27 protein-coding genes are annotated in these 23,857 nt (G+C 62.0%); 15 read left to right on the plus strand and 12 right to left on the minus strand.

Going from position 1 to position 23,857, the window contains the following annotated elements; translation table 11 throughout:
- The first annotated feature begins 10 nt into the window (after positions 1-10).
- The 4 genes from L6D63_RS16325 to L6D63_RS16340 are packed head-to-tail and all read left to right on the plus strand — an operon-like array spanning position 11 to position 2,586.
- Positions 11-445 (plus strand): DUF4426 domain-containing protein, encoded by a 435-nt coding sequence (locus tag L6D63_RS16325; RefSeq protein WP_047297141.1) that lies wholly within the window; start codon positions 11-13, stop codon positions 443-445.
- Complete coding sequence (gene rdgB, locus L6D63_RS16330) at positions 442-1,038, plus strand: RdgB/HAM1 family non-canonical purine NTP pyrophosphatase (protein ID WP_041063545.1); 597 nt, start codon at positions 442-444, stop codon at positions 1,036-1,038. The genes L6D63_RS16325 and rdgB overlap by 4 nt, the downstream gene beginning before the upstream one ends.
- The gene (gene hemW / locus L6D63_RS16335) at positions 1,035-2,240 is read left to right on the plus strand and encodes a radical SAM family heme chaperone HemW (protein WP_131670622.1); all 1,206 of its coding nucleotides are present in this window, start codon (positions 1,035-1,037) and stop codon (positions 2,238-2,240) included. Before rdgB ends, hemW begins: the two co-directional genes overlap by 4 nt.
- A gap of 22 nt (positions 2,241-2,262) precedes the next feature.
- On the plus strand, positions 2,263-2,586 hold the full coding sequence (locus tag L6D63_RS16340; RefSeq protein ID WP_003229134.1) for a DUF3392 domain-containing protein: 324 nt from the start codon (positions 2,263-2,265) through the stop codon (positions 2,584-2,586).
- A gap of 236 nt (positions 2,587-2,822) precedes the next feature.
- Here L6D63_RS16340 and trmB read toward each other — a convergent pair whose 3' ends face one another.
- The 4 genes from trmB to L6D63_RS16360 all read right to left on the minus strand — a co-directional run bounded on the left by trmB (position 2,823) and on the right by L6D63_RS16360 (position 5,065).
- Positions 2,823-3,548: a tRNA (guanosine(46)-N7)-methyltransferase TrmB gene (gene trmB / locus L6D63_RS16345; protein ID WP_047297147.1), complete on the minus strand. Its 726-nt coding sequence runs from the start codon at positions 3,546-3,548 to the stop codon at positions 2,823-2,825.
- Positions 3,549-3,557: 9 nt separating this feature from the next.
- Complete coding sequence (locus L6D63_RS16350) at positions 3,558-4,352, minus strand: thiazole synthase (protein ID WP_039757540.1); 795 nt, start codon at positions 4,350-4,352, stop codon at positions 3,558-3,560.
- Positions 4,353-4,412: 60 nt separating this feature from the next.
- Complete coding sequence (gene thiS, locus L6D63_RS16355; protein ID WP_161794890.1) at positions 4,413-4,613, minus strand: sulfur carrier protein ThiS; 201 nt, start codon at positions 4,611-4,613, stop codon at positions 4,413-4,415.
- An 80-nt stretch (positions 4,614-4,693) separates the two neighbouring features.
- Positions 4,694-5,065, minus strand: coding sequence for a DUF423 domain-containing protein (locus L6D63_RS16360; RefSeq protein ID WP_047297149.1), 372 nt, complete (start codon positions 5,063-5,065; stop codon positions 4,694-4,696).
- Between the two features lie 74 nt (positions 5,066-5,139).
- On the opposite strand from L6D63_RS16360, the gene mtgA reads away from it, so the two are divergent.
- Positions 5,140-5,862, plus strand: coding sequence for a monofunctional biosynthetic peptidoglycan transglycosylase (gene mtgA / locus L6D63_RS16365; RefSeq protein WP_047297150.1), 723 nt, complete (start codon positions 5,140-5,142; stop codon positions 5,860-5,862).
- A 206-nt stretch (positions 5,863-6,068) separates the two neighbouring features.
- Here the strand turns inward: mtgA and rpoH are convergent, their stop codons facing one another.
- From rpoH to ftsY, 4 genes are all read right to left on the minus strand, one after another.
- Positions 6,069-6,923 carry an RNA polymerase sigma factor RpoH gene (rpoH, locus tag L6D63_RS16370; protein WP_003229146.1) on the minus strand — a complete coding sequence of 285 codons (855 nt, stop codon included), beginning with the start codon at positions 6,921-6,923 and terminating at the stop codon, positions 6,069-6,071.
- Positions 6,924-7,038: 115 nt separating this feature from the next.
- A complete protein-coding gene (gene ftsX, locus L6D63_RS16375) occupies positions 7,039-8,064 on the minus strand; it encodes a permease-like cell division protein FtsX (RefSeq protein WP_007964135.1) in 1,026 nt (341 codons plus the stop codon).
- Positions 8,061-8,732 carry a cell division ATP-binding protein FtsE gene (ftsE, locus tag L6D63_RS16380; protein WP_003229148.1) on the minus strand — a complete coding sequence of 224 codons (672 nt, stop codon included), beginning with the start codon at positions 8,730-8,732 and terminating at the stop codon, positions 8,061-8,063. Before ftsE ends, ftsX begins: the two co-directional genes overlap by 4 nt.
- Complete coding sequence (ftsY, locus tag L6D63_RS16385) at positions 8,729-10,231, minus strand: signal recognition particle-docking protein FtsY (RefSeq protein ID WP_047297151.1); 1,503 nt, start codon at positions 10,229-10,231, stop codon at positions 8,729-8,731. The genes ftsE and ftsY overlap by 4 nt, the downstream gene beginning before the upstream one ends.
- 344 nt (positions 10,232-10,575) lie before the next feature.
- Here ftsY and L6D63_RS16390 point away from each other — a divergent pair, with 344 nt between their 5' ends.
- The 5 genes from L6D63_RS16390 (at position 10,576) to L6D63_RS16410 (ending at position 16,006) form a co-directional block, all read left to right on the plus strand.
- Positions 10,576-11,931, plus strand: a complete 1,356-nt coding sequence (locus tag L6D63_RS16390) for a M16 family metallopeptidase (protein ID WP_098966083.1) — start codon at positions 10,576-10,578, stop codon at positions 11,929-11,931.
- A complete protein-coding gene (locus L6D63_RS16395; RefSeq protein ID WP_131670623.1) occupies positions 11,924-13,411 on the plus strand; it encodes a M16 family metallopeptidase in 1,488 nt (495 codons plus the stop codon). The genes L6D63_RS16390 and L6D63_RS16395 overlap by 8 nt, the downstream gene beginning before the upstream one ends.
- Positions 13,411-14,022, plus strand: a complete 612-nt coding sequence (rsmD, locus tag L6D63_RS16400; RefSeq protein WP_027610566.1) for a 16S rRNA (guanine(966)-N(2))-methyltransferase RsmD — start codon at positions 13,411-13,413, stop codon at positions 14,020-14,022. The genes L6D63_RS16395 and rsmD overlap by 1 nt, the downstream gene beginning before the upstream one ends.
- 161 nt (positions 14,023-14,183) lie before the next feature.
- Positions 14,184-15,179: a hydrolase gene (locus tag L6D63_RS16405; RefSeq protein ID WP_131670624.1), complete on the plus strand. Its 996-nt coding sequence runs from the start codon at positions 14,184-14,186 to the stop codon at positions 15,177-15,179.
- Entirely contained in the window at positions 15,155-16,006 is an 852-nt protein-coding gene (locus L6D63_RS16410; protein WP_236170356.1) for an AraC family transcriptional regulator, read from the plus strand. Before L6D63_RS16405 ends, L6D63_RS16410 begins: the two co-directional genes overlap by 25 nt.
- Before the next feature lie 63 nt (positions 16,007-16,069).
- On the opposite strand, the gene L6D63_RS16415 is transcribed toward L6D63_RS16410, so the two are convergent.
- Together L6D63_RS16415 and L6D63_RS16420 are read right to left on the minus strand one after the other, a co-directional pair.
- Positions 16,070-16,924 carry a sulfurtransferase gene (locus L6D63_RS16415; protein WP_131670625.1) on the minus strand — a complete coding sequence of 285 codons (855 nt, stop codon included), beginning with the start codon at positions 16,922-16,924 and terminating at the stop codon, positions 16,070-16,072.
- Between the two features lie 31 nt (positions 16,925-16,955).
- A complete protein-coding gene (locus L6D63_RS16420) occupies positions 16,956-17,627 on the minus strand; it encodes a TetR/AcrR family transcriptional regulator (protein ID WP_007964152.1) in 672 nt (223 codons plus the stop codon).
- A 145-nt stretch (positions 17,628-17,772) separates the two neighbouring features.
- Here L6D63_RS16420 and L6D63_RS16425 point away from each other — a divergent pair, with 145 nt between their 5' ends.
- The 5 genes from L6D63_RS16425 to L6D63_RS16445 all read left to right on the plus strand — a co-directional run bounded on the left by L6D63_RS16425 (position 17,773) and on the right by L6D63_RS16445 (position 22,486).
- Entirely contained in the window at positions 17,773-19,203 is a 1,431-nt protein-coding gene (locus tag L6D63_RS16425) for a coniferyl aldehyde dehydrogenase (protein WP_047297156.1), read from the plus strand.
- 28 nt (positions 19,204-19,231) lie between these two features.
- The gene (locus L6D63_RS16430; protein ID WP_131670626.1) at positions 19,232-19,777 is read left to right on the plus strand and encodes a twin-arginine translocation pathway signal protein; all 546 of its coding nucleotides are present in this window, start codon (positions 19,232-19,234) and stop codon (positions 19,775-19,777) included.
- Positions 19,778-19,897: 120 nt separating this feature from the next.
- The gene (locus tag L6D63_RS16435) at positions 19,898-21,493 is read left to right on the plus strand and encodes a GMC family oxidoreductase (protein ID WP_131670627.1); all 1,596 of its coding nucleotides are present in this window, start codon (positions 19,898-19,900) and stop codon (positions 21,491-21,493) included.
- A 115-nt stretch (positions 21,494-21,608) separates the two neighbouring features.
- A complete protein-coding gene (gene coaD, locus L6D63_RS16440) occupies positions 21,609-22,088 on the plus strand; it encodes a pantetheine-phosphate adenylyltransferase (RefSeq protein WP_003229157.1) in 480 nt (159 codons plus the stop codon).
- 146 nt (positions 22,089-22,234) lie between these two features.
- The gene (locus L6D63_RS16445) at positions 22,235-22,486 is read left to right on the plus strand and encodes a YfhL family 4Fe-4S dicluster ferredoxin (RefSeq protein ID WP_003195146.1); all 252 of its coding nucleotides are present in this window, start codon (positions 22,235-22,237) and stop codon (positions 22,484-22,486) included.
- Positions 22,487-22,637: 151 nt separating this feature from the next.
- On the opposite strand, the gene L6D63_RS16450 is transcribed toward L6D63_RS16445, so the two are convergent.
- Together L6D63_RS16450 and mutM are read right to left on the minus strand one after the other, a co-directional pair.
- On the minus strand, positions 22,638-22,961 hold the full coding sequence (locus L6D63_RS16450; protein ID WP_131670628.1) for a multidrug transporter: 324 nt from the start codon (positions 22,959-22,961) through the stop codon (positions 22,638-22,640).
- 69 nt (positions 22,962-23,030) lie between these two features.
- Positions 23,031-23,843 (minus strand): bifunctional DNA-formamidopyrimidine glycosylase/DNA-(apurinic or apyrimidinic site) lyase, encoded by an 813-nt coding sequence (gene mutM / locus L6D63_RS16455; protein ID WP_047297159.1) that lies wholly within the window; start codon positions 23,841-23,843, stop codon positions 23,031-23,033.
- Positions 23,844-23,857 lie beyond the last annotated feature (14 nt).

The raw sequence follows: 23,857 nt of genomic DNA on the forward strand, positions 1-23,857 counted from the left end.
GAGAACGATCATGGGTCGCTTGATTACTGTGCTATTGGCCGCCTGCCTGAGTCTGTCGGCGGTGGCCGCCGATGCCATCAAGGGCGAACGCAAGGAAGTGTTCGGTGACATTACCGTGCACTACAACACCTTCAACTCGACCTTCCTGACACCCGACATCGCCAAGGCAGCCGAGCTGATCCGCAGCAAGAACCAGGGCGTGATCAACGTCTCGGTGATCAAGGACGGCAAACCGCTGATCGCCAACGTCACTGGCACGGTCAAAGACCTGACCAGCCAGAGCGTGCCGCTGAACTTCCGCCAGGTCACCGAACAGGGGGCGATCTACTACATCGCGCAGTACCCGGTGGAGCAGCAGGAAACCCGCACCTTTGAAATCAAGGTGCAGAACGGCGACAAGATCAACACCATCAACTTCAACCAAGAACTCTTTCCCGGCGAATGATGAACCTCACGCAACTCGTACTGGCCAGCCATAACGCCGGCAAACTCAAGGAACTCCAGGCCATGCTCGGCGACTCGGTGCAACTGCGCTCGATCGGCGAATGGAGCAAGGTCGAACCGGAAGAAACCGGTCTGTCGTTCGTCGAGAACGCGATCCTCAAGGCGCGCAATGCCGCGCGCATCTCCGGGCTGCCGGCACTGGCTGATGACTCGGGTCTGGCGGTGGATTTCCTCGGCGGCGCGCCAGGCATCTACTCGGCGCGTTATGCCGATGGCAAAGGCGATGCAGCGAACAACGCCAAACTGCTCGACGCGCTTAAAGACGTGCCACAAGCCGAGCGCGGTGCGCAGTTCGTCTGCGTGCTGGCACTGGTGCGGCATGCCGATGATCCGCTACCGATCCTCTGCGAAGGCCTGTGGCACGGACGCATCCTGACCGCCGCCAGCGGCGAGCACGGTTTCGGCTACGACCCGCTGTTCTGGGTGCCGGAACGTGACGTGTCCAGCGCCGAACTGAGCCCGGCCGACAAAAACCAGATCAGCCACCGCGCCCGTGCAATGGATCTGCTGCGCCAGCGTCTGGGTTTGAAATGACCGACAGCCACCCCGCGTCGTCGCTGATCATCGGCGGCGCCGCCTCCTCGCCTCGGGCGCCGCTGCCGACGCTGCCGCCGCTGGCGCTGTACATCCACATTCCGTGGTGTGTGCGCAAATGCCCGTATTGCGACTTCAACTCGCACACCGCCAGCCCGGTACTGCCGGAAGAAGAGTACGTCGACTCGTTGCTGGCTGACCTCGATCAGGACCTGCACGCGGTGTATGGCCGTGAAATCAGTTCGATCTTCTTCGGGGGTGGCACGCCGAGCCTGTTCAGCGCCGAAGCCCTCGGACGGTTGCTCAAAGGCGTCGAGCAGCGCATCCCGTTTGCGCCCGACATCGAGATCACCCTGGAAGCCAACCCCGGCACCTTCGAGCAAGAGAAGTTTGTCGCGTATCGCAAGCTGGGGATCAATCGCCTGTCGATCGGCATCCAGAGCTTCCAGCAGCAGAAACTCGAGGCCCTCGGCCGTATCCACAACGGCGACGAAGCGGTGCGCGCGGCGGGCATGGCACGCCAGGCCGGGTTCGACAACTTCAACCTCGACCTGATGCACGGCCTGCCCGATCAGTCACTGAACGATGCCTTGAGCGACCTGCGCCAGGCCATCGAACTGAAACCGACGCACATCTCCTGGTATCAGCTGACACTGGAGCCGAACACGGTATTCTGGAACCAGCCGCCGGTGCTGCCGGAAGACGACACGCTGTGGGACATTCAGGAGGCCGGGCAAGCGCTGCTGGCCGCACACGGTTACGCGCAGTACGAGGTCTCGGCCTATGCCCAGCCCGGGCGTCCGGCGCGGCATAACCTCAATTACTGGAGTTTCGGCGACTTCATCGGCATCGGCGCTGGCGCCCACGGCAAGCTCAGCCATCCGGACGGGCGCATTATGCGCACCTGGAAGACGCGTTTGCCGAAGGACTATCTCAATCCGGCAAAAAACTTCCAGGCTGGCGAAAAAGCGCTGACCAACGACGAGATGCCGTTCGAATTTCTGATGAACGCTTTGCGCCTGACCGCGGGCGTCGAATCGCGCCTGTATCCGGAGCGCACCGGCCTGCCGCTGGAAAGCCTCGCAGAAGGCCGGGCCGCGGCAGAACAAAGTGGCCTGTTGCAGGTCGAACCGTCACGTCTGGCGGCCACCGAGCGCGGACAGTTGTTCCTCAACGACTTGCTGCAACAATTTCTGAACTGACTTCAGTCCCAAGGGAAAACGCATGGATTTGATACTCGACCTGCTCGCCACCGTATCCCGCTGGAGCCGCAGCAACCTCTCGGAAATCGCCCTGGCGCTGGTGGGCTGCCTGCTGGTGCTGTTCGGCGCCGACTTCAAAGGCTGGGTCGAACAACGCCTGGGCAGCATCGCCGGCGCCCTGCGCGTACCATTGATGGCCCTGCTGTGCGTGATCGGCAGCGGCGCCGCACTGATCTACGCCACACCGTGGGTGGTCAAGGGCCTGAGCCAGTTCAACAACTACAGCCTGGCGCCGGTGTTGTTGGTGGTGCTGGTGTTGATAGGCGTAGTCGCCGACCGCCGCTGATCTTTCAGTACCCCCAAAACAACTGTAGGAGCTGCGGCACGCTGCGATCTTTTGATCTTCAAATCAAGATCAAAAGATCGCAGCGTGCCGCAGCTCCTACACCGCTTGCACCGTGAACCTAAAACAAATGTGGGAGCGAGCCTGCTCGCGAAGACGTCTTAACATTCAACCTCATCGTTGAATATCAGACCGCTTTCGCGAGCAAGCTCGCTCCCACAGTTTTTATTGCGTGATGCTCAGGAGATTTTCTCGAACTTCAGATCCCACACGCCATGCCCAAGACGTTCGCCGCGGCGTTCGAACTTGGTGATCGGGCGTTCGGCCGGGCGCGGTACGCATTTGCCGTCTTCGGCGAGGTTGCGGTAGCCCGGGGCGACGTTCATCACTTCCAGCATGTACTCGGCGTACGGTTCCCAGTCGGTGGCCATGTGCAGGATGCCGCCGACTTTCAGCTTGCTGCGCACCAGTTCGGCGAAAGACGCCTGAACGATGCGACGCTTGTGATGACGGCTCTTGTGCCATGGATCCGGGAAGAACAGCATCAGTCGATCGAGGCTGTTGTCGGCGATGCAGCGGTTGAGCACTTCGATCGCGTCGCAATCGTAGACGCGCAGGTTGGTCAGGCCCTGAGTCAGCACGCCATTGAGCAGCGCGCCAACACCCGGACGGTGCACTTCCACACCGATAAAGTCCTGATCCGGTGCCGCTGCGGCCATTTCCAGCAACGAGTGGCCCATGCCGAAACCGATCTCCAGCGAGCGCGGCGCCGAACGGCCGAACACCTGATCGTAATCCACCGGCGCGTCGGCCAGCGGCAGCACGTACAGCGGCGCGCCCTGGTCCAGACCACGTTGCTGGCCTTCGGTCATGCGCCCGGCGCGCATCACGAAGCTCTTGATGCGGCGGTGTTGGCGCTCGTCGCCCTCTTCCGTCTGGATAGGCGTGTCGTTCGATTCAGTCATCAATGGCTCTTACTTGATCAGACCATCCAGCGGCGAAGAGGCGCTGGCATAGAGTTTTTTCGGCATGCGGCCGGCGAGGTAGGCCAGACGGCCCGCGACGATCGCGTGTTGCATGGCTTGGGCCATCATCACCGGTTGCTGGGCATGGGCGATGGCCGAGTTCATCAGCACCGCGTCACAGCCCAGTTCCATGGCGATGGTGGCGTCGGAAGCGGTACCGACACCGGCATCCACCAGTACCGGAATTTTCGCTTCTTCGAGGATGATCTGCAGGTTGTACGGGTTGCAGATCCCCAGACCGGAACCGATCAGACCGGCCAGCGGCATGACCGCGATGCAGCCGATTTCCGCCAGTTGCCGGGCGATGATCGGGTCATCACTGGTGTACACCATCACGTCGAAGCCCTCCTTGACCAGCGTTTCCGCGGCCTTGAGGGTTTCGATCACGTTGGGGAACAGGGTTTTCTGATCGGCCAGCACTTCCAGCTTCACCAGGTTGTGGCCGTCGAGCAGCTCACGGGCCAGGCGGCAGGTGCGCACGGCTTCGATAGCGTCGTAGCAACCGGCGGTGTTTGGCAGGAAGGTGTAGCGCTCCGGCGACAGCACATCGAGCAGGTTCGGCTCGCCTTCGATCTGGCCCAGGTTGGTGCGGCGCACGGCGAAGGTGACGATCTCGGCACCCGAGGCTTCGATGGCCTGGCGGGTTTCTTCCATGTCACGGTACTTGCCGGTACCGACCAGCAAACGCGACTGGTAAGTACGACCGGCCAGGACGAAAGGCTTGTCGCTACGAACGATGCTCATGGGGAATCCTCTTTAGGGGTGAGGGTCTTGCAGAATTCTGTGCCCTTGCGGGTCGGGCGACTAGCCGCCGCCGATGGCGTGCACCACTTCAACATGGTCGCCGTCATTGAGAACGGTGTCGGCATGCTGACTGCGCGGGACGATATCCAGATTGAGTTCGACTGCCACCCGGCGACCGGTCAGGTCCATACGGGCAATCAGGGCCGCAACGGTTTCACCGTCGGGCAGTTCAAGGGATTCGCCGTTCAACTGAATGCGCATGCGCCAAGCCGCCATCATTTTTAGGGGGTGGCATTCTAGCCCGATCATGACCTAAAGGTCAGCACCAAGCGTCAAGCGGTTCACTGCAGGCGCCAGGCGGCAAGCCCAAGGCACAGCCAGCCGACCAGAAACGCCAGCCCGCCGAACGGGGTAATGATGCCGAGCTTGCTGATGCCGGTGGTGGTCAGCACATACAGGCTGCCGGAGAACAGCAGGATGCCGACGGCGAACGATGCCCCCGCCCAAGCGACGAGACGCCCCTGAATCTGCGAGGCCAACAGTGCAACACCAAACAACGCCAAAGCGTGCACCAGCTGATAGGTCACGCCAGTGTGGAAAATCGCCAGATACTCGGGGGTCAGGCGGTTTTTCAGGCCATGGGCGGCGAAGGCGCCAAGGCCCACACCGGTGAAACCAAAGAAAGCGGCCAGCATCAGAAAGCCACGCAGCATGTGGAACTCCAGTCAGACTCGTTCGGCAGGGTCTGTATAATGGCCCGCTCCATCGGTTCGGCCAAGCCATCTCTATGCTGCGTTCACTTTTGCGTCGTCTCACGAAGGCCCTGCTCTGGTTCGCGGGCGGCAGTGTATTGCTGGTGTTGCTGTTTCGCTTCGTGCCGCCGCCGGGCACGGCGCTGATGGTCGAGCGCAAGGTTGAATCCTGGGTCGACGGCGAGCCGATTGACCTGCAGCGCACCTGGAAACCGTGGGACGAGATCTCCGACGATCTCAAGGTCGCGGTCATGGCCGGCGAAGACCAGAAGTTTCCCGAGCACTGGGGCTTTGACTTCGGCGCGATCCAGGCGGCATTGGCCCACAACGAATTGGGCGGTTCGATTCGCGGCGCCAGCACCCTGAGCCAGCAAGTGTCGAAGAACCTGTTCCTGTGGTCGGGGCGCAGCTATCTGCGCAAAGGCCTGGAGGCCTGGTTTACCGCATTGATCGAAGTGTTCTGGCCCAAACAGCGGATTCTTGAGGTTTATCTCAACAGCGTCGAGTGGGATGACGGAGTGTTTGGTGCCGAAGCGGCGGCACGCCATCACTTCGGCGTGAGCGCCAAGTCACTGTCGCGTCAGCAGGCAAGTTATCTGGCAGCAGTACTGCCCAACCCGCGAGTGTGGAGTGCGAGCCATCCGACGGCTTATGTATCGCGCCGGGCCGGGTGGATTCGGCAGCAGATGAGCCAGTTGGGCGGGACCAGTTATTTGCTGGGGCTGGATGATTCGCGCCGGGCGCCTTGGGCGCGATAGCCCTCACTGTTCTTATAGACACTGAAAATCCCTGTGGGAGCGGGCTTGCCCGCGATAGCGGTAGTTCAGCCACCATCTACATGACTGACCCGACGCCATCGCTGGCAAGCCAGCTCCCACAGGGATTAATGCCGCCCTGACATATGCGCATAAAAAAACGCCCCGATCATCGCTGATCGGGGCGTTTTTGTTTGCCTGAGCGCCGGTTACGCGGCGATCGACAACTTGAGCTTGTTCATCGCGCTCTTCTCGAGCTGACGGATCCGCTCGGCCGATACGTTGTACTTCTGCGCCAGGTCGTGCAGCGTGGCTTTCTCCTCTGCCAGCCAGCGCTGGTAGAGGATGTCGCGGCTACGTTCATCCAGCACTTCCAGCGCTTCGTGCAGGTTGTGGTTGGAGTTGTCGCTCCAGTCGGCATCTTCCAGTTGACGCGCCGGATCGTACCGGTGGTCTTCCAGGTAGTTGGCCGGCGACTGGAAAGCACTGTCGTCGTCAGCTTCTGCAGCCGGGTCGAAGGCCATGTCATGGCCGGTCAGGCGACTTTCCATCTCGCGCACTTCACGCGGTTCGACGCCGAGGCTTTCCGCCACACGGTGGACTTCCTCGTTGTTCAGCCATGCAAGACGCTTCTTCTGGCTGCGCAGGTTGAAGAACAGCTTGCGCTGGGCCTTGGTGGTCGCGACTTTCACAATGCGCCAGTTGCGCAGGATGAACTCGTGAATTTCCGCCTTGATCCAGTGCACGGCGAACGACACCAGACGCACACCCATTTCCGGGTTGAAGCGTTTTACCGCCTTCATCAGCCCGACGTTGCCTTCCTGGATCAGGTCAGCCTGAGCCAGACCGTAGCCGGAATAGCTACGGGCAATGTGTACGACAAATCGCAGGTGGGCGAGCACCATCTGCCGAGCCGCCCCCAGATCCTGCTCATAGTAGAGACTCTCGGCCAGTTCACGCTCCTGCTCCGGCGTCAGCAATGGAATGCTGTTGACGGTGTGCACATAGGCTTCCAGGTTCGCACCCGGAACCAACGCGTACGCAGGTTGCAAAGAATTGGTCATGCGAAAAAACCTCCCACTTACATACTCGTGCCTCTCGGCACTGCGAAAAATTGACCGGGAATTCAAGTACAAGTTCCCAAAAAAACCGCAAGGTCAATCACGCGCAAAAAAGATTCTACTTCGGCGCCAGCTCCCTGAGATGACGTGCGACTGCAATCCATGCACCGATATAACCCAACAGCACCGCGCCAAGCAAGAGCGACAGACCGTCGGCAACTGGCACTCCGGCCAGCGCGAAATCACTGCCGTACAAGCCGGCCAGTCCAACCACCGCGTCGTTCAGCCAGTTCAGGCCAAACGCCAGCACACCCCAGGACAGAACACCCGCACCGAAGCCATACAACGCGCCCATATAAAGGAAGGGACGACGCACATAGCTGTCAGTGCCGCCGACGAGTTTAATCACTTCTATCTCTGTGCGGCGGTTTTCAATATGAAGACGAATGGTATTGCCTATCACCAAAAGTAATGCAGAAACCAGAAGCACCGTCAGACCGAAGACAAAACGGTCACCGAGCTTGAGGATCGCAGCCAGACGCTCGACCCAGACTAGATCAAGTTGCGCCTGTTGTACCTTGGGCAGCTCGGAAAGTTTTTGTCTTAATGCTTCCAGGGTCGGCTTGTCGACCTCGTTCGGGGTCACCAGCACCACGCCCGGCAGCGGGTTCTCCGGCAGCTCGCGCAGGGCTTCGCCCAGACCGGACTGCTGTTGAAACTCTTCCAGCGCCTGGTCACGGCCGACATATTCGGCATCAGCAACGCCGGGCATGCCTTTGATCTGCTCGCGCAACGATTCGCCCTGCGCGGGCGTGGCATCCAGTTGCAGATACAGCGAAATCTGCGCCGCCCGCTGCCACGAACCGCCGAGACGCTCGACGTTATTGATCAGCAGCGACAGCCCCATCGGCAAGCTCAGCGCCACGGCCATCACCATGCAGGTGAAGAAGCTGCCGATCGGCTGCTTGCCAAGGCGACGCAGGCTGTCGAGCAGGCTGGCACGGTGACTTTCGATCCACGAGCGCAACAGCGTGGAAAAGTCCGGGCCGTCGTCATCGTCGTGTTTTTTCTTCTTTGGCGGCTGCGGATCGGCGGCTTTCGGGGCCACGCGTTCGGAAACCTTCGGACTGCGTGTCGCACTCATACGCCGGCCTCCCCGTCGCCAATCAAGCGGCCGCGCTGCAGGGTCAGCATGCGGTGCCGCATGCGCGCAATCAGGGCCAGGTCGTGACTGGCGATCAGCACGCTGGTGCCCAGTCGGTTGATATCTTCGAACACGCCCATGATCTCGGCCGCCAGGCGCGGGTCGAGGTTACCGGTCGGTTCGTCCGCCAGCAGCAGCGCCGGACGGTGAACGATGGCGCGGGCAATGCCGACGCGCTGTTGCTGACCAGTGGACAGGTCGCCGGGGTACAGATCGGTTTTATCCGACAGCGCCACGCGCTCCAGCGCCGAATCGACGCGCTTGGCGATCTCGGCCTTGGACAGCCCGAGAATCTGCAGCGGCAGCGCGACGTTGTTGAACACCGTGCGATCGAACAGCAACTGGTGATTCTGGAACACCACGCCGATCTGCCGGCGCAGGAACGGAATCTGCGCATTGCTGATGGTGCTCAGGTCTTGCCCGGCCAGCAGCAGTTTGCCGCTGGTCGGACGCTCCATCGCCAGCAGCAGGCGCAACAGTGTGGATTTACCGGCACCGGAGTGACCGGTGACAAACAGAAACTCGCCACGACGGACTCGAAAGCTCAGCTCATGCAAGCCGACGTGACCGTTCGGGTAGCGTTTACCGACCTGTTCGAAACGAATCATGAACGCTCCCGCTCGGCAAACAGTGCCTGGACAAAGGGTTCGGCTTCAAAGGTACGCAGATCGTCGATGCCTTCACCGACACCGATGTAGCGAATCGGCAGGCCAAACTGCTTGGCCAGGGCGAAAATCACCCCGCCCTTGGCGGTGCCGTCGAGCTTGGTCAGCGCCAGGCCGGTCAGTTCGACGGTCTGGTTGAATTGCTTGGCCTGGTTGATGGCGTTCTGACCGGTGCCAGCGTCGAGCACCAGCAACACTTCGTGCGGCGCGTCGGCGTCGAGCTTGCCGATCACCCGGCGAACTTTCTTCAACTCTTCCATCAGGTTGTCTTTGGTGTGCAGACGACCGGCGGTGTCGGCGATCAGCACGTCAATGCCACGGGCCTTGGCGGCCTGCACGGCGTCGAAGATCACCGACGCGGAGTCGGCACCGGTGTGCTGGGCGATCACCGGGATCTTGTTGCGCTCGCCCCAGACCTGCAACTGCTCAACGGCAGCGGCGCGGAAGGTATCACCGGCGGCAAGCATGACTTTCTTGCCTTCCAGCTGCAGCTTCTTCGCCAGCTTGCCGATGGTGGTGGTCTTGCCGGCGCCGTTGACGCCCACCACCAGAATCACGAACGGCTTGGTCTGCGAGGCGATTTTCAGCGGCTGTTCGACCGGTTTCAGCATCGCCGCCAGCTCGGCCTGCAGCGACTTGTACAGCGCGTCGGCGTCGGCCAGTTCTTTGCGGGCGACCTTCTGGGTCAAGCGCTGGATGATCTGCGTGGTGGCTTCGACACCGACGTCGGCGGTCAGCAGACGGGTTTCCAGCTCATCGAGCAAATCGTCATCAATGGTTTTACGGCCGAGAAACAGGCTGGCCATGCCCTCGCCGATGCTGGCGCTGGTTTTCGACAGGCCTTGCTTGAGGCGGGCGAAAAAGCCGACTTTGGTTTCTTCGCTGCGCGGGGCTTCCACTGGCGTTTCAGCAACCACGTCTACCGGCACCACCGGAGCAGCGACGACCGGTGCAGGTGCAGGCTGCTGAACGACCGGCGCAACAGGGGCGACGACCACCGGGGCCACGGGTTCGGGAACAACCGGTGCCGGCTCGACAACCGGCTCAACCACTGGCGCCGGAGCGACTTCAGGGACGAACGCGGCGGGCGCCGGAATCGGCGGCGTCACATGCGGCGATGCCTCTTCGACCAACGCCACCGGCTCTTCCGCCACCGGCAAGGTCAGCCACGGCTCGGCCGCCGGGGTCAGGGGCAACTCGGCCGCCGCCGGGGTTTCAGGTTGCGGCTCTGGCTCAACCGGTTGCAGCACCGGCTCGGCAATCGGCAGCACGATCGGCGCCGACTCTTCTTCTATGGCAGGCGCTGGCGTCGGAGCCGGTTCAGGAATCGCGGGCGGCTGTTCGACGACGGGTTCCTGCGGTTTCTTACGCAGCCATCCGAACAGGCTTTTCTTCTCGCCAGCCGCAGCTGGGGTCTTCTTGTCGTCGTTGGAACCAAACATGGAGGACGGCTATCTCACGGTAGCGACGCGCCATAAGGGCGCCCCGGCAAATAAATATTCGATGCAGAACAGACTGTGTTTCATCCAGCTTGTTCACGCGCAACATTTTGTCGAGGCGCCAGCGGCACCCCAAAGATTCGTATTAACGAAGGACTAAACCGGAAAAATCGGCGAAAAAGCGAAGTCTAGTCGATAAACCGCAGCTTTCTGCCGCCAACCTATACAACCGCATCAGGCCTGAAAACCTGATAGGCGTGGTCGCCGGTAAAACGGATCAGTATCCTAGCACCCTCTCGCCCGCCGACGCTAAGACCAAGCGGGCAGCCCAACAGGTTAAAAAACGAATGAATGCTCTAGCCCGCCGCGCTGCAGGCCTGCTGCTCAGCACAGTCTGCCTGCCCCTTTCGGCCCTGGCGGCCGACCCGCAACCGACCCACGAATTCACCCTCGACAACGGCCTGAAGGTCGTCGTGCGCGAAGACCATCGCGCGCCAGTCGTGGTGTCGCAGGTCTGGTACAAGGTCGGCTCCAGCTACGAAACCCCGGGCCAGACCGGTTTGTCCCACGCGCTCGAGCACATGATGTTCAAGGGCAGCGAGAAAGTCGGCCCCGGCGAAGCCTCGCTGATCCTGCGCGACTTGGGCGCCGAAGAAAACGCCTTCACCAGTGACGACTTCACCGCCTATTACCAGGTGCTGGCCCGCGACCGTCTGGGCGTAGCGTTTGAACTGGAAGCCGACCGCATGGCCAATCTGCGCCTGCCGGCCGACGAGTTCGCCAAGGAAATCGAAGTCATCAAGGAAGAGCGCCGCCTGCGCACTGACGATAAGCCGATGTCTAAAGCCTACGAGCGCTACAAGGCGATGGCTTACCCGGCCAGCGGCTACCACACGCCGACCATTGGCTGGATGGCGGACCTTGACCGGATGAAGGTTGAGGAGCTGCGTCACTGGTATCAATCCTGGTATGTGCCGAACAACGCCACGCTGGTGGTGGTCGGCGACGTCACTCCTGATGAAGTGAAGACCCTCGCCCAGCGCTACTTCGGGCCGATTGCCAAGCGCGACGTGCCACCGGCGAAGAAACCGCTGGAGCTGGCCGAGCCGGGTGAGCGCCAGATCACCCTGCATGTGCAGACCCAACTGCCGAGCCTGATGCTCGGTTTCAACGTGCCCAGCATCGCCACCGCTGAAGACAAGCGCTCGGTCAACGCCCTGCGCCTGATCTCGGCGCTGCTCGACGGCGGCTACAGCGGGCGCATCCCGACGCAACTGGAGCGCGGCGAAGAGCTGGTTTCCGGCGGTTCGTCGAGCTACGACGCCTACACCCGTGGCGACAGCCTGTTCACCCTGTCGGCAACGCCGAACACCCAGAAGAACAAGACCATGGCGCAAGCTGAAGCCGGTCTGTGGAAACTGCTGGAACAGCTGAAAACCACCGCACCGTCCGCCGAAGAACTCGAGCGCGTGCGGGCACAGGTCATCGCCGGCCTGGTGTTCGAACGCGATTCGATCACCAGTCAGGCCACCGCCATCGGCCAACTGGAAACGGTCGGGCTGTCGTGGAAGTTGATGGACACTGAACTTGCCGATCTGGAAAGCGTGACCCCGCAAGACATCCAGAACGCCGCCAAGCTGTATTTCACCCGCGAACGTCTCAGCGTCGCCCATGTCCTGCCACTGGAGACGACTCATGAGTGAGCGCAAATCCCCACGCCTGCTGCTCGGTTTAATCGCTATTGCCGTGATCGGCTCTGCCGCGTTCTATCTGATGCCCGGAGTTAAAACCGACGCCAGCGAAGCGCTGGATAACGCCAAGACCAGCCAGAAGCTGCAATCGCTGGCCGAACTCGACGGCAAGGCCCCGGCCAGCCGCAAGCTCGACGTGCAAACCTGGAACACCACCGAAGGCGCCAAGGTGCTGTTCGTCGAAGCCCATGAGCTGCCGATGTTCGACATGCGCCTGATCTTCGCCGCTGGCAGCAGCCAGGACGGCAATGCGCCGGGCCTGGCAGTCCTGACCAATGCCATGCTCAACGAAGGTGTGGCGGGCAAGGACGTCGGCGCCATCGCCCAAGGCTTCGAAAGCCTCGGCGCGGATTTCGGCAACGGTGCCTACAAGGACATGGCGCTGGCGTCGCTGCGCAGTCTGAGCGCCGCCGACAAGCGCGAGCCGGCGCTGAAGCTGTTCTCAGAAGTGGTGGGCAAACCCACGTTCCCGGCCGACTCCTTCGCGCGCATCAAGAACCAGATGCTCGCCGGTTTCGAATACCAGAAACAGAACCCCGGCAAACTCGCCAGCCTCGAGCTGATGAAGCGCTTGTACGGCGACCACCCGTATGCGCATTCCAGCGACGGCAACCCGCAGAGCGTGCCGAAGATCACTCTGGCGCAACTGCGTGAGTTCCACGCCAAGGCCTACGCGGCGGGCAACGTGGTGATCGCGCTGGTCGGTGACCTGTCGCGCGCCGAGGCGGAGGCGATTGCCAATCAGGTCTCCGGCGCCCTGCCGAAAGGCCCGGCGCTGGCGAAAATCGCCCAGCCGCAGGAACCGAAGGCCAGCGTCAATCACATCGAGTTCCCGTCCAAGCAGACCAACCTGCTGCTCGCGCAACTGGGCATCGACCGTGACGACCCGGATTACGCGGCGCTGTCGATGGGCAACCAGATCCTCGGTGGTGGCGGTTTCGGCACCCGGCTGATGAGCGAAGTGCGCGAGAAGCGCGGCCTGACCTACGGCGTGTATTCCGGGTTCAGCCCGATGCAGGCTCGCGGCCCGTTCATGATCAACCTGCAGACCCGCGCGGAAATGAGCGAAGGCACGCTGAAACTGGTGCAGGACGTGCTCGCCGATTACCTGAAGAGCGGCCCGACCCAGAAAGAACTCGACGACGCCAAACGCGAGCTGGCCGGCAGCTTCCCGCTGTCCACCGCAAGCAACGCCGATATCGTCGGCCAACTGGGCGCCATGGGCTTCTATAATCTGCCGCTGAGCTATCTGGATGACTTCATGCGTCAGTCCCAGAGCCTGACTGTTGAGCAGGTCAAAGACGCGATGAACAAACACCTGAGCACGGACAAACTGGTCATCGTCAGCGCTGGCCCGACCGTGCCGCAAAAGCCGTTACCGGCCCCATCTGATAAACCTGCCGAGCAACCGCTCGGGGTTCCGGAGCATTAATGGCTACTCGTCCTAAAAAACCTGCGCAGAACGTCCATAACGGTGTGAACCAGTTGCGCATCATCGGCGGCGAATGGCGCAGCCGCAAACTGAGCTTCCCCGATGCGCCGGGGCTGCGCCCGACGCCGGACCGCGTGCGCGAAACCCTGTTCAACTGGCTCGCGCCGTACGTCGCCGGGGCCAAAGTACTGGACCCGTTCGCCGGCAGCGGCGCGCTGTTTCTTGAAGCACTGTCGCGTGGCGCGGCCATGGGGCAGGCGCTGGATGCCAGCCACGTAGCGGTATCGAGCCTGAAGGAACACCTCGGCACCCTGCGCTGCACCAACGGCCAGGTGCAGACCGCCGACGCGCTGCGTTATCTGGAGACCCAGGTCGCCACGCCGTTCGATCTGGTATTTCTCGATCCGCCGTTCAACCAGAACCTGCTGCCAGCGGTCTGCACTTTGCTCGAAGAGCGCCAATGGCTGGCGCCGGATTCGTGGATCTACACTGAAAGCGAGACCGCGCCATCGACGTTGGGCCTGCCGGGCAACTGGCGCCTGCACCGCGAGCAGAAATCCGGGCGGGTGTACTACGCGTTGTGGCAACGTATGGCAGAGATCGCCGGTTAACTGAAAGTTTGCGCTAAATCTGTGGCGAGGGAGCTTGCTCCCGCTGGGTCGCGAAGCGGCCCCGTTTCAGAAGCGAGGCCTGCTGCGCAGTCCAGCGGGAGCAAGCTCCCTCGCCACAAAAGCCTGCCTACTCTGCCCACAAAGCTGCATCGAGAACCATCGTGCCCGCTTCTTCAGATCGCTTCACCCCCGCCTTCGGCCTCGGCAATCCGCACCTGCAAACCTTGTGGGGGCCGCTGTGGCGCAAAACCGTCCACCTTGATCGCGAGCGGGAACGCCTGTGGCTGGACGACGGGGATTTTCTCGATCTCGACTGGCATGGCCCGCACAGCGCCGAGGCGCCGCTGGTGCTGGTGCTGCATGGGCTGACCGGTTCATCCAATTCGCCTTACGTCGCCGGGATCCAGGCCGCGCTCGCCGCGCAGGGCTGGGCCAGTGTCGCGCTGAACTGGCGCGGTTGCTCCGGCGAACCCAACCTGCTGCCGCGCAGTTACCACTCCGGTGCCAGCGAAGACCTCGCCGAGGCCATCAAACACTTGCGGGCCAAGCGCCCGCTGGCGCCGCTGTATGCGGTCGGCTATTCATTGGGCGGCAACGTGTTGCTCAAGCATCTGGGCGAGACCGGCAGCGACAGCGGCGTGCTCGGTGCGGTGGCGGTGTCGGTGCCGTTTCGTCTTGATCAGTGTGCCGACCGCATTGGCCAGGGTTTCTCCAAGGTCTATCAAGCACACTTCATGCGCGAGATGGTCGCCTACATCAAGAACAAGCAGCGCCAGTTCCAGCATGACGGGCGTGAGGATGGCCTGGCAGCCCTGGCGGCGCTCGGTTCGCTGGAGAACATGCGCACCTTCTGGGACTTCGATGGCCGAGTCACCGCGCCGCTGCACGGTTTCAACGATGCCGAGGATTACTATCGGCGAGCATCGAGTCGCTACTTTCTCGGTGAAATCCGCACCCCGACCCTGATCATTCAGGCCGCTGACGATCCGTTCGTATTCCCCCACAGCCTGCCGACGGCCGAAGAACTGTCCGCCAGCACCCAGTTCGAATTGCAGGCCAAGGGCGGGCACGTCGGCTTTGTCGATGGCACGCTCCGCCAGCCCGGCTACTACCTGGAACGGCGCATCCCGCAATGGCTGGCCCGTGTGACGTCGTGAGCGATCAGGGCGAGTCGATCCGCTTCTGGCAAACCGCGCCGCTGGCCGGGGTCGAGTTGCTGTCGGCGCGCTACATCGAGCATCGCTTCGCCCCGCATGTCCACGACGGTTATGTGATCGGCATGATCATGGCCGGCGCCCAGCGTTATCGCTATCGCGGCGCCGAACACCTGGCCGGCAGCGGCACGCTGGTGCTGATCAATCCGGACGAATTGCACACCGGGCACAAGGGCACCGAGGACGGCTGGCTGTACCGGGCCTTTTATCCCGATACCGGACAGATCGTGTCCTTGCTCGAAGAACTGGAACTGCCCTGCGCGCCGATGCCGGCGTTTGCCGCGACGCTGTACCGCGACCCGGATCTGGTCAACGGCTTCTGTCAGTTGCACCGCTTGCTGGAAAGCCCGGCCACCGCGCTGCAACAGCAGACGGTGTGGCGCGAAATGATGATGCTGCTGTTGCAGCGGCATGCAGCGGTGCAGATCAACGGCAAACCGGGCAAGGAGCATCGCGCGGTGGTGATGGCCAAGGAGCTGCTGCACGCGCAACTGGCGGCGCCGCCATCGCTGGAAGAACTGGCGGCCGCTGTGAATCTGTCGCCCTTCCACTTCGCCCGTGTCTTCCGCCGCGCCACCGGCATGCCGCCGCACACCTGGCTGATGCAGCAACGCATCGCCACTGCCCGGGGTTTATTGCAGAGTGGTTGCCTGCCGGTGGAAGTCGCCATGCAACTGGGCTTTGCCGATCAGAGTCATCTCAGCCGACAGTTCAAGCAGGTTTACGGGGTGGGGCCGGCGGCGTATCGCAGTGCCCGCGTGGAACGCTAAAAGATCGCGGCCTGCGGCACGCCAGCCCCTGTAGGAGCTGCCGCAGGCTGCGATCTTTTGCTGTTATTCGCCCGTGGCTATACCTCTGGAAGGCTCGTTGATCCACTCACTCCACGATCCGGCATACAGCGAGCCCAGCGGATACCCCGCCAGGCACAACGCAAACAGGTTGTGACACGCCGTCACCCCGGAACCGCAATAAGCGACCAGGTCCGTTGGCGAACGCTCGCCGAGTTTCGCCGCAAAACGCTGCTTGAGCTGCTCCGCTGGCAGGAAGCGCCCGTCGCTGCCGAGGTTCTCGGTAAACGCCGCGCATTGCGCCCCGGGAATGTGCCCGGCAATCGGATCGATCGGTTCCACCTCACCCTTGAAGCGCGGCAAGGCCCGGGCATCGAGCAATGTCAGCGACGGCTGAGCAAGGCGCTGGTGCAATTGCTCGGCGCTCAGCAGCAGTTTCATGTCCGGCTGACCACTGAAGTTGCCCCGGCTGACCGACGGCGCATCCAGGCTCAGCGGTTGACCCGCCGCGTGCCAGGCCTTGAGGCCGCCGTCGAGAATGTACACGCCGTCGCGCTTGCCCAGCCACGCCAGCAACCACCAGGCGCGGGCCGCATAGGCACCAGGGCCGTCGTCGTGCAAAACCACATCGCTGTCGGCATTGATGCCCCACGCCTGCAGACGCTCGATCAGCGCCGCCGGCTCCGGCAACGGGTGACGTCCGGTCACGCCTTTGACCACTTTGCCACTCAGGTCACGCTCAAGATCAGCGAAGCGGGCGCCGGCGATGTGCCCTTCGGCATAGCTGCGCTGCCCGTAGTCCGGGTCTTCGAGGGCAAAACGACAATCGAGAATCACCAGCCCCGGCTGCTCCTTGCGGGCATCCAGTGCGGTCGGGCTGAGCAGTTGCGCAATCGGCATGACGGACTCCTGTGAGCGACTTCGAAATGGGTTACCGCCCTTCCTCGAGGGCCTGGGCCAGCGGTACGTAGAACTCGTCGAACAAGGCATTCACCTCTTCGCGGGCCTGATCGGTGACGAACCCGGCTTCCAGCACCAGCACCTGATAGACGCCACGTTTGATGGCCTGCTCGCTGAGGTGGTTGGAGTTTTCCCGGGTGGTGCACAGAAAACGCACCCACGAGGTGAGGATGATCCAGGCATTGATCGTCAGGGACTCGATCTGTACCCGATCCATCTTGAGAATGCCGGCGGCGACAAAGCCCTCGTAGATCGCCATGCCCTGGATCACACAGCGCTGGGAAAAACGCCGGTAGCGCGCGGCCAGGTCCGGGTCACTGTCGAGCAGGTGTTCCAGATCCCGATGCAGAAAGCGGTAGCCCCACATCGCCGACAGCAGCTCCTTGAGGTAATAGCGCTTGTCTTCGACGGTGGCGGCACGCCCCTGTGGCGGGCGCAAAAAGCTGTCGACCAGACTTTCGTACTCACTGAACAGCACGGCGATGATCGCCTGCTTGTTGGGGAAGTGGTAGTACAGATTGCCCGGAGAAATCTCCATGTGCGCGGCAATGTGGTTGGTGCTGATGCTGCGCTCGCCCTGCTGATTGAACAGTTCGAGGCTGTTCTGCACGATGCGCTCGCTGGTTTTTATTCGTGGGGCCATGGCTTGAGCTTTAATTCAGAGTGCGGTGAGGGGCATCTTACGACCTAACCGGAACTGGATAAAACAAAGCTGTGTCGGGAAGTCATTTGACTTTCTAGAGCTTAGACTCTAAAAAGTCCTCACTACAATAAATCCGGAGCCGACGATGACTGCCGACATTGCTTATCTGCAAACGCTGCAACAGCCCCTGGAAGAGCTGGATCGGCTGTTCGCGGCACAGCGCGCCGCCTACACAGCCAACCCGATGCCGCCGGCGGCCCAGCGTCAGCAATGGCTCAAAGCGTTGCGCGACATGCTCAGCAATGAGCGCCAGGCCTTGATCGACGCCATCAGCGCAGATTTCAGTCATCGCAGCGCCGATGAAACCCTGCTTGCCGAGCTGATGCCCAGCCTGCACGGTATCCATTACGCCAGCCGCCATCTCAAGGGCTGGATGAAGTCGTCGCGGCGCAAAGTCGGCATGGCCTTTCAGCCGGCGTCAGCGAAAGTCGTGTACCAGCCGCTCGGCGTGGTCGGTATCATCGTCCCGTGGAACTACCCGTTGTATCTGGCCATCGGCCCATTGGTCGGTGCGCTCGCGGCGGGCAACCGGGTGATGCTCAAACTCAGCGAATCGACTCCGGCCACCGGCCAGTTGCTCAAAACCCTGCTGGGACGAATTTTCCCCGAAGACCTGGTCTGCGTGGTGCTCGGCGAGGCCGACATCGGCGTGGCGTTCTCCCGTTTGCGCTTTGATCACCTGCTGTTCACCGGCGCCACCAGCATCGGCAAGCACGTGATGCGCGCGGCGGCGGAAAACCTGACCCCGGTGACCCTCGAACTGGGCGGCAAGTCCCCGGCCATTGTCTCCGGCGACGTACCGCTCAAGGACGCCGCCGAACGCATCGCCTTCGGTAAAACCCTCAACGCCGGCCAGACCTGCGTCGCGCCCGACTACGTGCTGGTACCGCAAGACCGTGTCGGCGCGTTCGTCGAAGCCTATCGCCAGGTAGTGAACAATTTCTATCCGACCCTCGCCGACAACCCGGACTACACCGCGATCATTAACGAGCGCCAACTGGCCCGGCTCAACAGTTATGTCAGCGACGCCACGAGCAAGGGCGCGCTGCTGATCCCGCTGTTCGAACAGGGCCAGGGCCGGCGCATGCCGCACAGCCTGCTGCTGAACGTCACCGATGAAATGACCGTGATGCAGGATGAAATCTTCGGCCCGCTGCTGCCGATCGTGCCGTATCAGGATCTCGATCAGGCGTTTGCCTACATCAATCAGCGCCCGCGTCCTCTGGCGCTTTACTACTTCGGCTACGACAAGCGCGAACAGAACCGCGTGCTGCACGAAACCCACTCCGGCGGCGTGTGCCTGAACGACACCTTGTTGCATGTGGCCCAGGACGACATGCCATTCGGCGGCATCGGCCCGTCGGGCATGGGCCACTATCACGGCCACGAAGGCTTCCTGACTTTCAGCAAGGCCAAGGGCGTCCTGATCAAACAGCGCTTCAACGCCGCGAAGTTGATCTATCCGCCGTACGGCAAATCGATCCAGAAACTGATCCAGAAGCTGTTCATCCGCTAATCGTCGTCACCGCCGGGTAATAACAACAATGCACCCAAGCCTGACCGAAACACCTGCCATGTCGCGCCGTGGCCTGCTGAAATTCAGCCTCGGTGCCACTGCGTTCCTCGCCACCGCCGGCCTTGGCGCCAGCCTCAGTGGTTGCTCATCGAGTATCGCGGCCAATGGCTTCGTCACTTTGCGTGACGGCGACCTGCTGTTCCTGCGTGCACTGATTCCGGTGATGCTCGAAGGCGCCGTGACCACCGAGAAAATGCCCGGTGCGGTGGATGGCACTCTGAAGTCGCTGGACTTCAGCCTCGATCACCTGTCGCCGGAGATGCTCAAACTCACCCGACAACTGTTCGACGTGCTCGGCATGGCCGTTACCCGCGGGCCGCTCACCGGCATCTGGGGCAGTTGGGAAAACGCCAGCCCCGAGGCAATGCGTCACTTCCTCGAACGTTGGCAGAACAGTTCATTGAGCCTGCTGCGCATGGGCCATAGCTCATTGCAGCAAATGGTGATGATGGCCTGGTACACCCGCGCCGAGTCCTGGGCGCATTGCGGCTACCCCGGCCCGCCGACTGTTTGAAACCGAGTCGCGTCCTTCGCGAGCAGGCTCGCTCCCACACATGCACCGCATTCCTCCTGTGGGAGCGAGCCTGCTCGCGAAGGGGCCCGCCAGAACAACAAGAACAAGAGAACCTGATCAATGCCTGTACCCGACCCGTTCCGCGAAGGCCTTGCCCGTGGCTGGAAAACCTACAACGGCGCACAACTGACCGACGACCTGACGCTGCAAACCGACGTGGCCATCATCGGCAGCGGCGCCGGAGGCGGTACCACGGCGGAGATCCTCAGCGCCGCCGGTTATAAAGTGCTGCTGATCGAAGAAGGCCCGCTCAAGACCAGTTCCGACTTCAAAATGCTTGAAGACCAGGCCTACAGCAGCCTCTATCAGGAAGGCATCGGCCGCATGAGCAAGGACGGCGCGATCACCATCCTCCAGGGCCGTGCGGTGGGCGGCACCACGCTGATCAACTGGACGTCGAGCTTCCGCACGCCCGAGCCGACCCTCGAACACTGGGCCAGGGAACACAACGTCAAAGGCCACAGCCCGGCCGAGATGGCGCCGTGGTTCGAAAAAATGGAACAACGCCTGGGTGTGGCGCCGTGGATGGTCCCGCCCAACGCCAACAACGATGTGATCCGCAAGGGCTGCGAGCAACTCGGCTACAGCTGGCACGTGATCCCGCGCAACGTCCGTGGCTGCTGGAACCTTGGCTATTGCGGCATGGGCTGCCCGACCAATGCCAAGCAATCGATGATGGTCACCACCATTCCGGCGACCCTGGAAAAGGGCGGCGAGCTGCTGTACCTGGCCCGCGCGGAAAAACTGTTGATCAGCGGCGACAAAATCACCGGCCTGCAATGTGTGGCGATGGACGAGCGCTGCGTCGCGCCGACCGGACGCAAAATCACGGTCAAGGCCCGGCATTACGTGCTGGCGGGCGGCGGCATCAACAGCCCGGCCCTGCTCTTGCGTTCAGACGCGCCGGACCCGCATCAGCGCCTCGGCAAACGCACCTTTTTGCATCTGGTTAACATGTCCGCCGGGCGTTTCGACGAAGTGATCAACCCGTTCTACGGCGCGCCTCAGTCGATCTACTCGGATCATTTCCAGTGGCAGGACGGCACCAGCGGGCCAATGGGCTACAAACTCGAAGTGCCACCGCTGCAACCGGCACTGGCGGCAACGCTGCTCGGCGGCTTCGGCCAGCAGAACGCCGAACACATGGCTGATCTGCCGCGCACCCACGCGATGCTGGCGCTGCTGCGCGACGGTTTCCATCCGGACAGCCCCGGCGGCAGTGTCGAATTGCGCGGCGACGGCTCACCAGTGCTCGACTATCAAGTCTCGCCTTACGCCTGGGAAGGCTTGCGTCGCGCGTTTCACAGCATGGCCGAGATCCAGTTCGCCGGCGGCGCGAAAGCGGTAATGCCGATGCACGCCGATGCGCGCTACGTGAACACCCTGGCCGAGGCGCGCAAATTGATCGACGGTCTGCGCCTTGAGCTCTATCGCACGCGGCTGGGCAGTGCCCACGTGATGGGCGGTTGCGCAATGGGTGAAGACCCGAAAAACGCAGTCACCGACAGCCTTGGCCGGCATCATCAACTGAGCAATCTGTCGATTCACGACGGCTCGCTGTTCCCCACCAGCATTGGCGCCAACCCGCAATTGTCGGTGTATGGACTGACTGCACAACTGGCGACATCCCTCGCCGATCGGCTGAGAAATCCGTGAAAAAAACGGTTTATCGCGTCGTCTATAGTGCTTTCTTACCCAACAGGCGACTTGGCCGACCGAGACGGCTGCGATACCATCCGACTCCCCAACGGACTCCCGCCAGGACGACGCGATGAACCGAGTGTTGTACCCAGGTACCTTCGACCCTATTACCAAAGGGCATGGCGATCTGGTCGAACGCGCCTCGCGCCTGTTCGATCACGTGATCATTGCGGTCGCCGCCAGCCCGAAGAAAAATCCGCTGTTCCCGCTGGAACAACGGGTTGAGCTGGCTCGCGAGGTCACCAAACACCTGCCCAACGTCGAAGTGGTCGGCTTCTCGACGCTGCTGGCGCATTTCGCCAAGGAGCAGAACGCCAATGTGTTCCTGCGCGGTCTGCGCGCAGTGTCGGACTTCGAATACGAATTCCAGCTGGCCAACATGAACCGCCAGTTGGCCCCGGACGTCGAGAGCCTGTTTCTCACCCCGTCCGAGCGTTATTCGTTCATTTCCTCGACGCTGGTGCGGGAAATCGCCGCGCTGGGCGGCGATATCAGCAAGTTCGTGCACCCGGCCGTGGCCGATGCCCTGACCCTGCGCTTCAAAAAGTAGGAGCTGCCGAAGGCTGCGATCTTTTGCTTTTAAAGATTGCAGTCTCGTGCCCTTGATCGCAGCCGCGTGCACTGCGCTCGCCAATGCGGCACAATTGCGCGCATTGATTTATTGCGCCCGGGCCTGCCGCCCCGGCTGGAGTTAGCATGTCCCTGATCATCACCGACGATTGCATCAACTGCGACGTCTGCGAACCCGAGTGCCCGAACGCTGCCATTTCCCAAGGCGAAGAGATCTACGTGATCGACCCGAACCTGTGCACCCAGTGCGTCGGCCACTACGACGAACCGCAGTGCCAACAGGTCTGCCCGGTGGATTGCATTCCGCTGGACGAGGCGCATCCGGAGACTGAAGAACAGTTGATGGAGAAGTACCGCAAGATCACCGGCAAGGCCTGAGTCCTTCAGCGCCTGTTCCGACGCCATCGCGGGCAAGCCCGCTCCCACAGGGTTGTGTGGTGATACACAAATCGTGTGAACACCGAAATCCTTGTGGGAGCGGGCTTGCCCGCGATGAGGCCGTCAATAACACCGGTGATCTCGGATCAGCTCACTCACGCTGCTCAAACCCCTCCCCCGTACACCCCAGACACCGCACAAAAGCAGCTTTCGCCGGATCCACCACCAGCGCCTGCCCAGCATCGCCAATCCCGCCACCCAGCGCGGTAAACGGCAATGACACCACAAACACCCCCGCACCCAGCACCGTTGCCGCCACCAACAAAGGTCGGGCAATCAGCAGATCGCCAATCATGGCGTAGGCGGGAGGGTTCTGGATGGCGTAGCGAGGATCACCGCTGCCGTTTTCCGTGGCCTGAACGGCCAGGCTGGAACACAGCAGCAATGTGACAAACAGGGCTTGCAAGGACTTCATGGCACGATCCTTCGGGCTGAACAGTGAGACCACTCACTATAGACCGTAGGACTTTTTCAGCTTTTTGCCTCAGGTCTGGCAGCGCGGACAGAACACACTGGCCCGTTGCCCCAGCTTCACTTCCCGCAGACCGGTGCCGCAGACCTTGCAGTGCTCACCGCCACGACCATAAACGAAGAGCTCTTGCTGGAAGTACCCCGGTTGCCCGTCGCCGCCAATGAAATCACGCAACGTGGTGCCGCCGCGCTCGATGGCTGCGGCCAGGATGCGTTTGATCTCGATTGCCAGCTTCAGATAACGCGCCCGGGAAATGCTCTTGGCTTCGCGCCGCGGATCAATCCCGGCGGCGAACAGCGCTTCGGTCGCATAAATATTGCCGACGCCCACCACCACCGCGTTGTCCATGATGAACGGCTTGACCGCCATCGAACGCCCGCGTGACAACTGGAACAGCCGCTCGCCGTCGAACAGATCGGTCAATGGCTCCGGTCCGAGGCGAATCAGCAGTTCGTGATTGAGCGGGTCGCTACTCCAGAGCATCGCGCCGAACCGGCGCGGATCGGTGTAGCGCAGGGCCAGCCCGGATTCCAGCTCGATATCGACATGCTCATGCTTGGCCGCCGGCATCCCGACCTCAACCAGCCGCAAGTTACCGGACATGCCCAAGTGGCTGATCAGCGTGCCGACTTCGGCGTTGATCAGCAAATACTTGGCCCGCCGCTCGACCAGCACGATGCGCTGTCCGGACAGGCGCACATCGAGGTCCTCGGGGATCGGCCAGCGCAACCGGCGATCACGCACGATGACCCGGCTGACACGCTGACCTTCCAGGTGCGGAGCGATCCCGCGGCGGGTGGTTTCGACTTCCGGCAATTCAGGCATGGGGGTCTCGAATC

Origin of the sequence: Pseudomonas parakoreensis (assembly GCF_021602155.1) — a bacterium.
Lineage (GTDB): Bacteria > Pseudomonadota > Gammaproteobacteria > Pseudomonadales > Pseudomonadaceae > Aquipseudomonas > Aquipseudomonas parakoreensis.

Bases quoted from the DNA above. Each gene is read 5' to 3' on its own strand.
- L6D63_RS16420 (WP_007964152.1), bottom strand. From the start codon at position 17,627: ATGGCCCCACGAATAAAAACCAGCGAGCGCATCGTGCAGAACAGCCTC.
- L6D63_RS16325 (WP_047297141.1), top strand. From the start codon at position 11: ATGGGTCGCTTGATTACTGTGCTATTGGCCGCCTGCCTGAGTCTGTCG.
- L6D63_RS16410 (WP_236170356.1), top strand. From the start codon at position 15,155: ATGGCTGGCCCGTGTGACGTCGTGAGCGATCAGGGCGAGTCGATCCGC.
- ftsX (WP_007964135.1), bottom strand. From the start codon at position 8,064: ATGAGTGCGACACGCAGTCCGAAGGTTTCCGAACGCGTGGCCCCGAAA.
- L6D63_RS16435 (WP_131670627.1), top strand. From the start codon at position 19,898: ATGCCTGTACCCGACCCGTTCCGCGAAGGCCTTGCCCGTGGCTGGAAA.
- L6D63_RS16350 (WP_039757540.1), bottom strand. From the start codon at position 4,352: ATGAGCATCGTTCGTAGCGACAAGCCTTTCGTCCTGGCCGGTCGTACT.
- thiS (WP_161794890.1), bottom strand. From the start codon at position 4,613: ATGCGCATTCAGTTGAACGGCGAATCCCTTGAACTGCCCGACGGTGAA.
- L6D63_RS16450 (WP_131670628.1), bottom strand. From the start codon at position 22,961: ATGAAGTCCTTGCAAGCCCTGTTTGTCACATTGCTGCTGTGTTCCAGC.
- mtgA (WP_047297150.1), top strand. From the start codon at position 5,140: ATGCTGCGTTCACTTTTGCGTCGTCTCACGAAGGCCCTGCTCTGGTTC.
- L6D63_RS16445 (WP_003195146.1), top strand. From the start codon at position 22,235: ATGTCCCTGATCATCACCGACGATTGCATCAACTGCGACGTCTGCGAA.
- mutM (WP_047297159.1), bottom strand. From the start codon at position 23,843: ATGCCTGAATTGCCGGAAGTCGAAACCACCCGCCGCGGGATCGCTCCG.
- rsmD (WP_027610566.1), top strand. From the start codon at position 13,411: ATGGCTACTCGTCCTAAAAAACCTGCGCAGAACGTCCATAACGGTGTG.
- coaD (WP_003229157.1), top strand. From the start codon at position 21,609: ATGAACCGAGTGTTGTACCCAGGTACCTTCGACCCTATTACCAAAGGG.
- rpoH (WP_003229146.1), bottom strand. From the start codon at position 6,923: ATGACCAATTCTTTGCAACCTGCGTACGCGTTGGTTCCGGGTGCGAAC.
- ftsE (WP_003229148.1), bottom strand. From the start codon at position 8,732: ATGATTCGTTTCGAACAGGTCGGTAAACGCTACCCGAACGGTCACGTC.
- L6D63_RS16390 (WP_098966083.1), top strand. From the start codon at position 10,576: ATGAATGCTCTAGCCCGCCGCGCTGCAGGCCTGCTGCTCAGCACAGTC.
- L6D63_RS16430 (WP_131670626.1), top strand. From the start codon at position 19,232: ATGCACCCAAGCCTGACCGAAACACCTGCCATGTCGCGCCGTGGCCTG.
- ftsY (WP_047297151.1), bottom strand. From the start codon at position 10,231: ATGTTTGGTTCCAACGACGACAAGAAGACCCCAGCTGCGGCTGGCGAG.
- L6D63_RS16360 (WP_047297149.1), bottom strand. From the start codon at position 5,065: ATGCTGCGTGGCTTTCTGATGCTGGCCGCTTTCTTTGGTTTCACCGGT.
- L6D63_RS16395 (WP_131670623.1), top strand. From the start codon at position 11,924: ATGAGTGAGCGCAAATCCCCACGCCTGCTGCTCGGTTTAATCGCTATT.
- L6D63_RS16415 (WP_131670625.1), bottom strand. From the start codon at position 16,924: ATGCCGATTGCGCAACTGCTCAGCCCGACCGCACTGGATGCCCGCAAG.
- rdgB (WP_041063545.1), top strand. From the start codon at position 442: ATGATGAACCTCACGCAACTCGTACTGGCCAGCCATAACGCCGGCAAA.
- L6D63_RS16425 (WP_047297156.1), top strand. From the start codon at position 17,773: ATGACTGCCGACATTGCTTATCTGCAAACGCTGCAACAGCCCCTGGAA.
- L6D63_RS16340 (WP_003229134.1), top strand. From the start codon at position 2,263: ATGGATTTGATACTCGACCTGCTCGCCACCGTATCCCGCTGGAGCCGC.
- hemW (WP_131670622.1), top strand. From the start codon at position 1,035: ATGACCGACAGCCACCCCGCGTCGTCGCTGATCATCGGCGGCGCCGCC.
- trmB (WP_047297147.1), bottom strand. From the start codon at position 3,548: ATGACTGAATCGAACGACACGCCTATCCAGACGGAAGAGGGCGACGAG.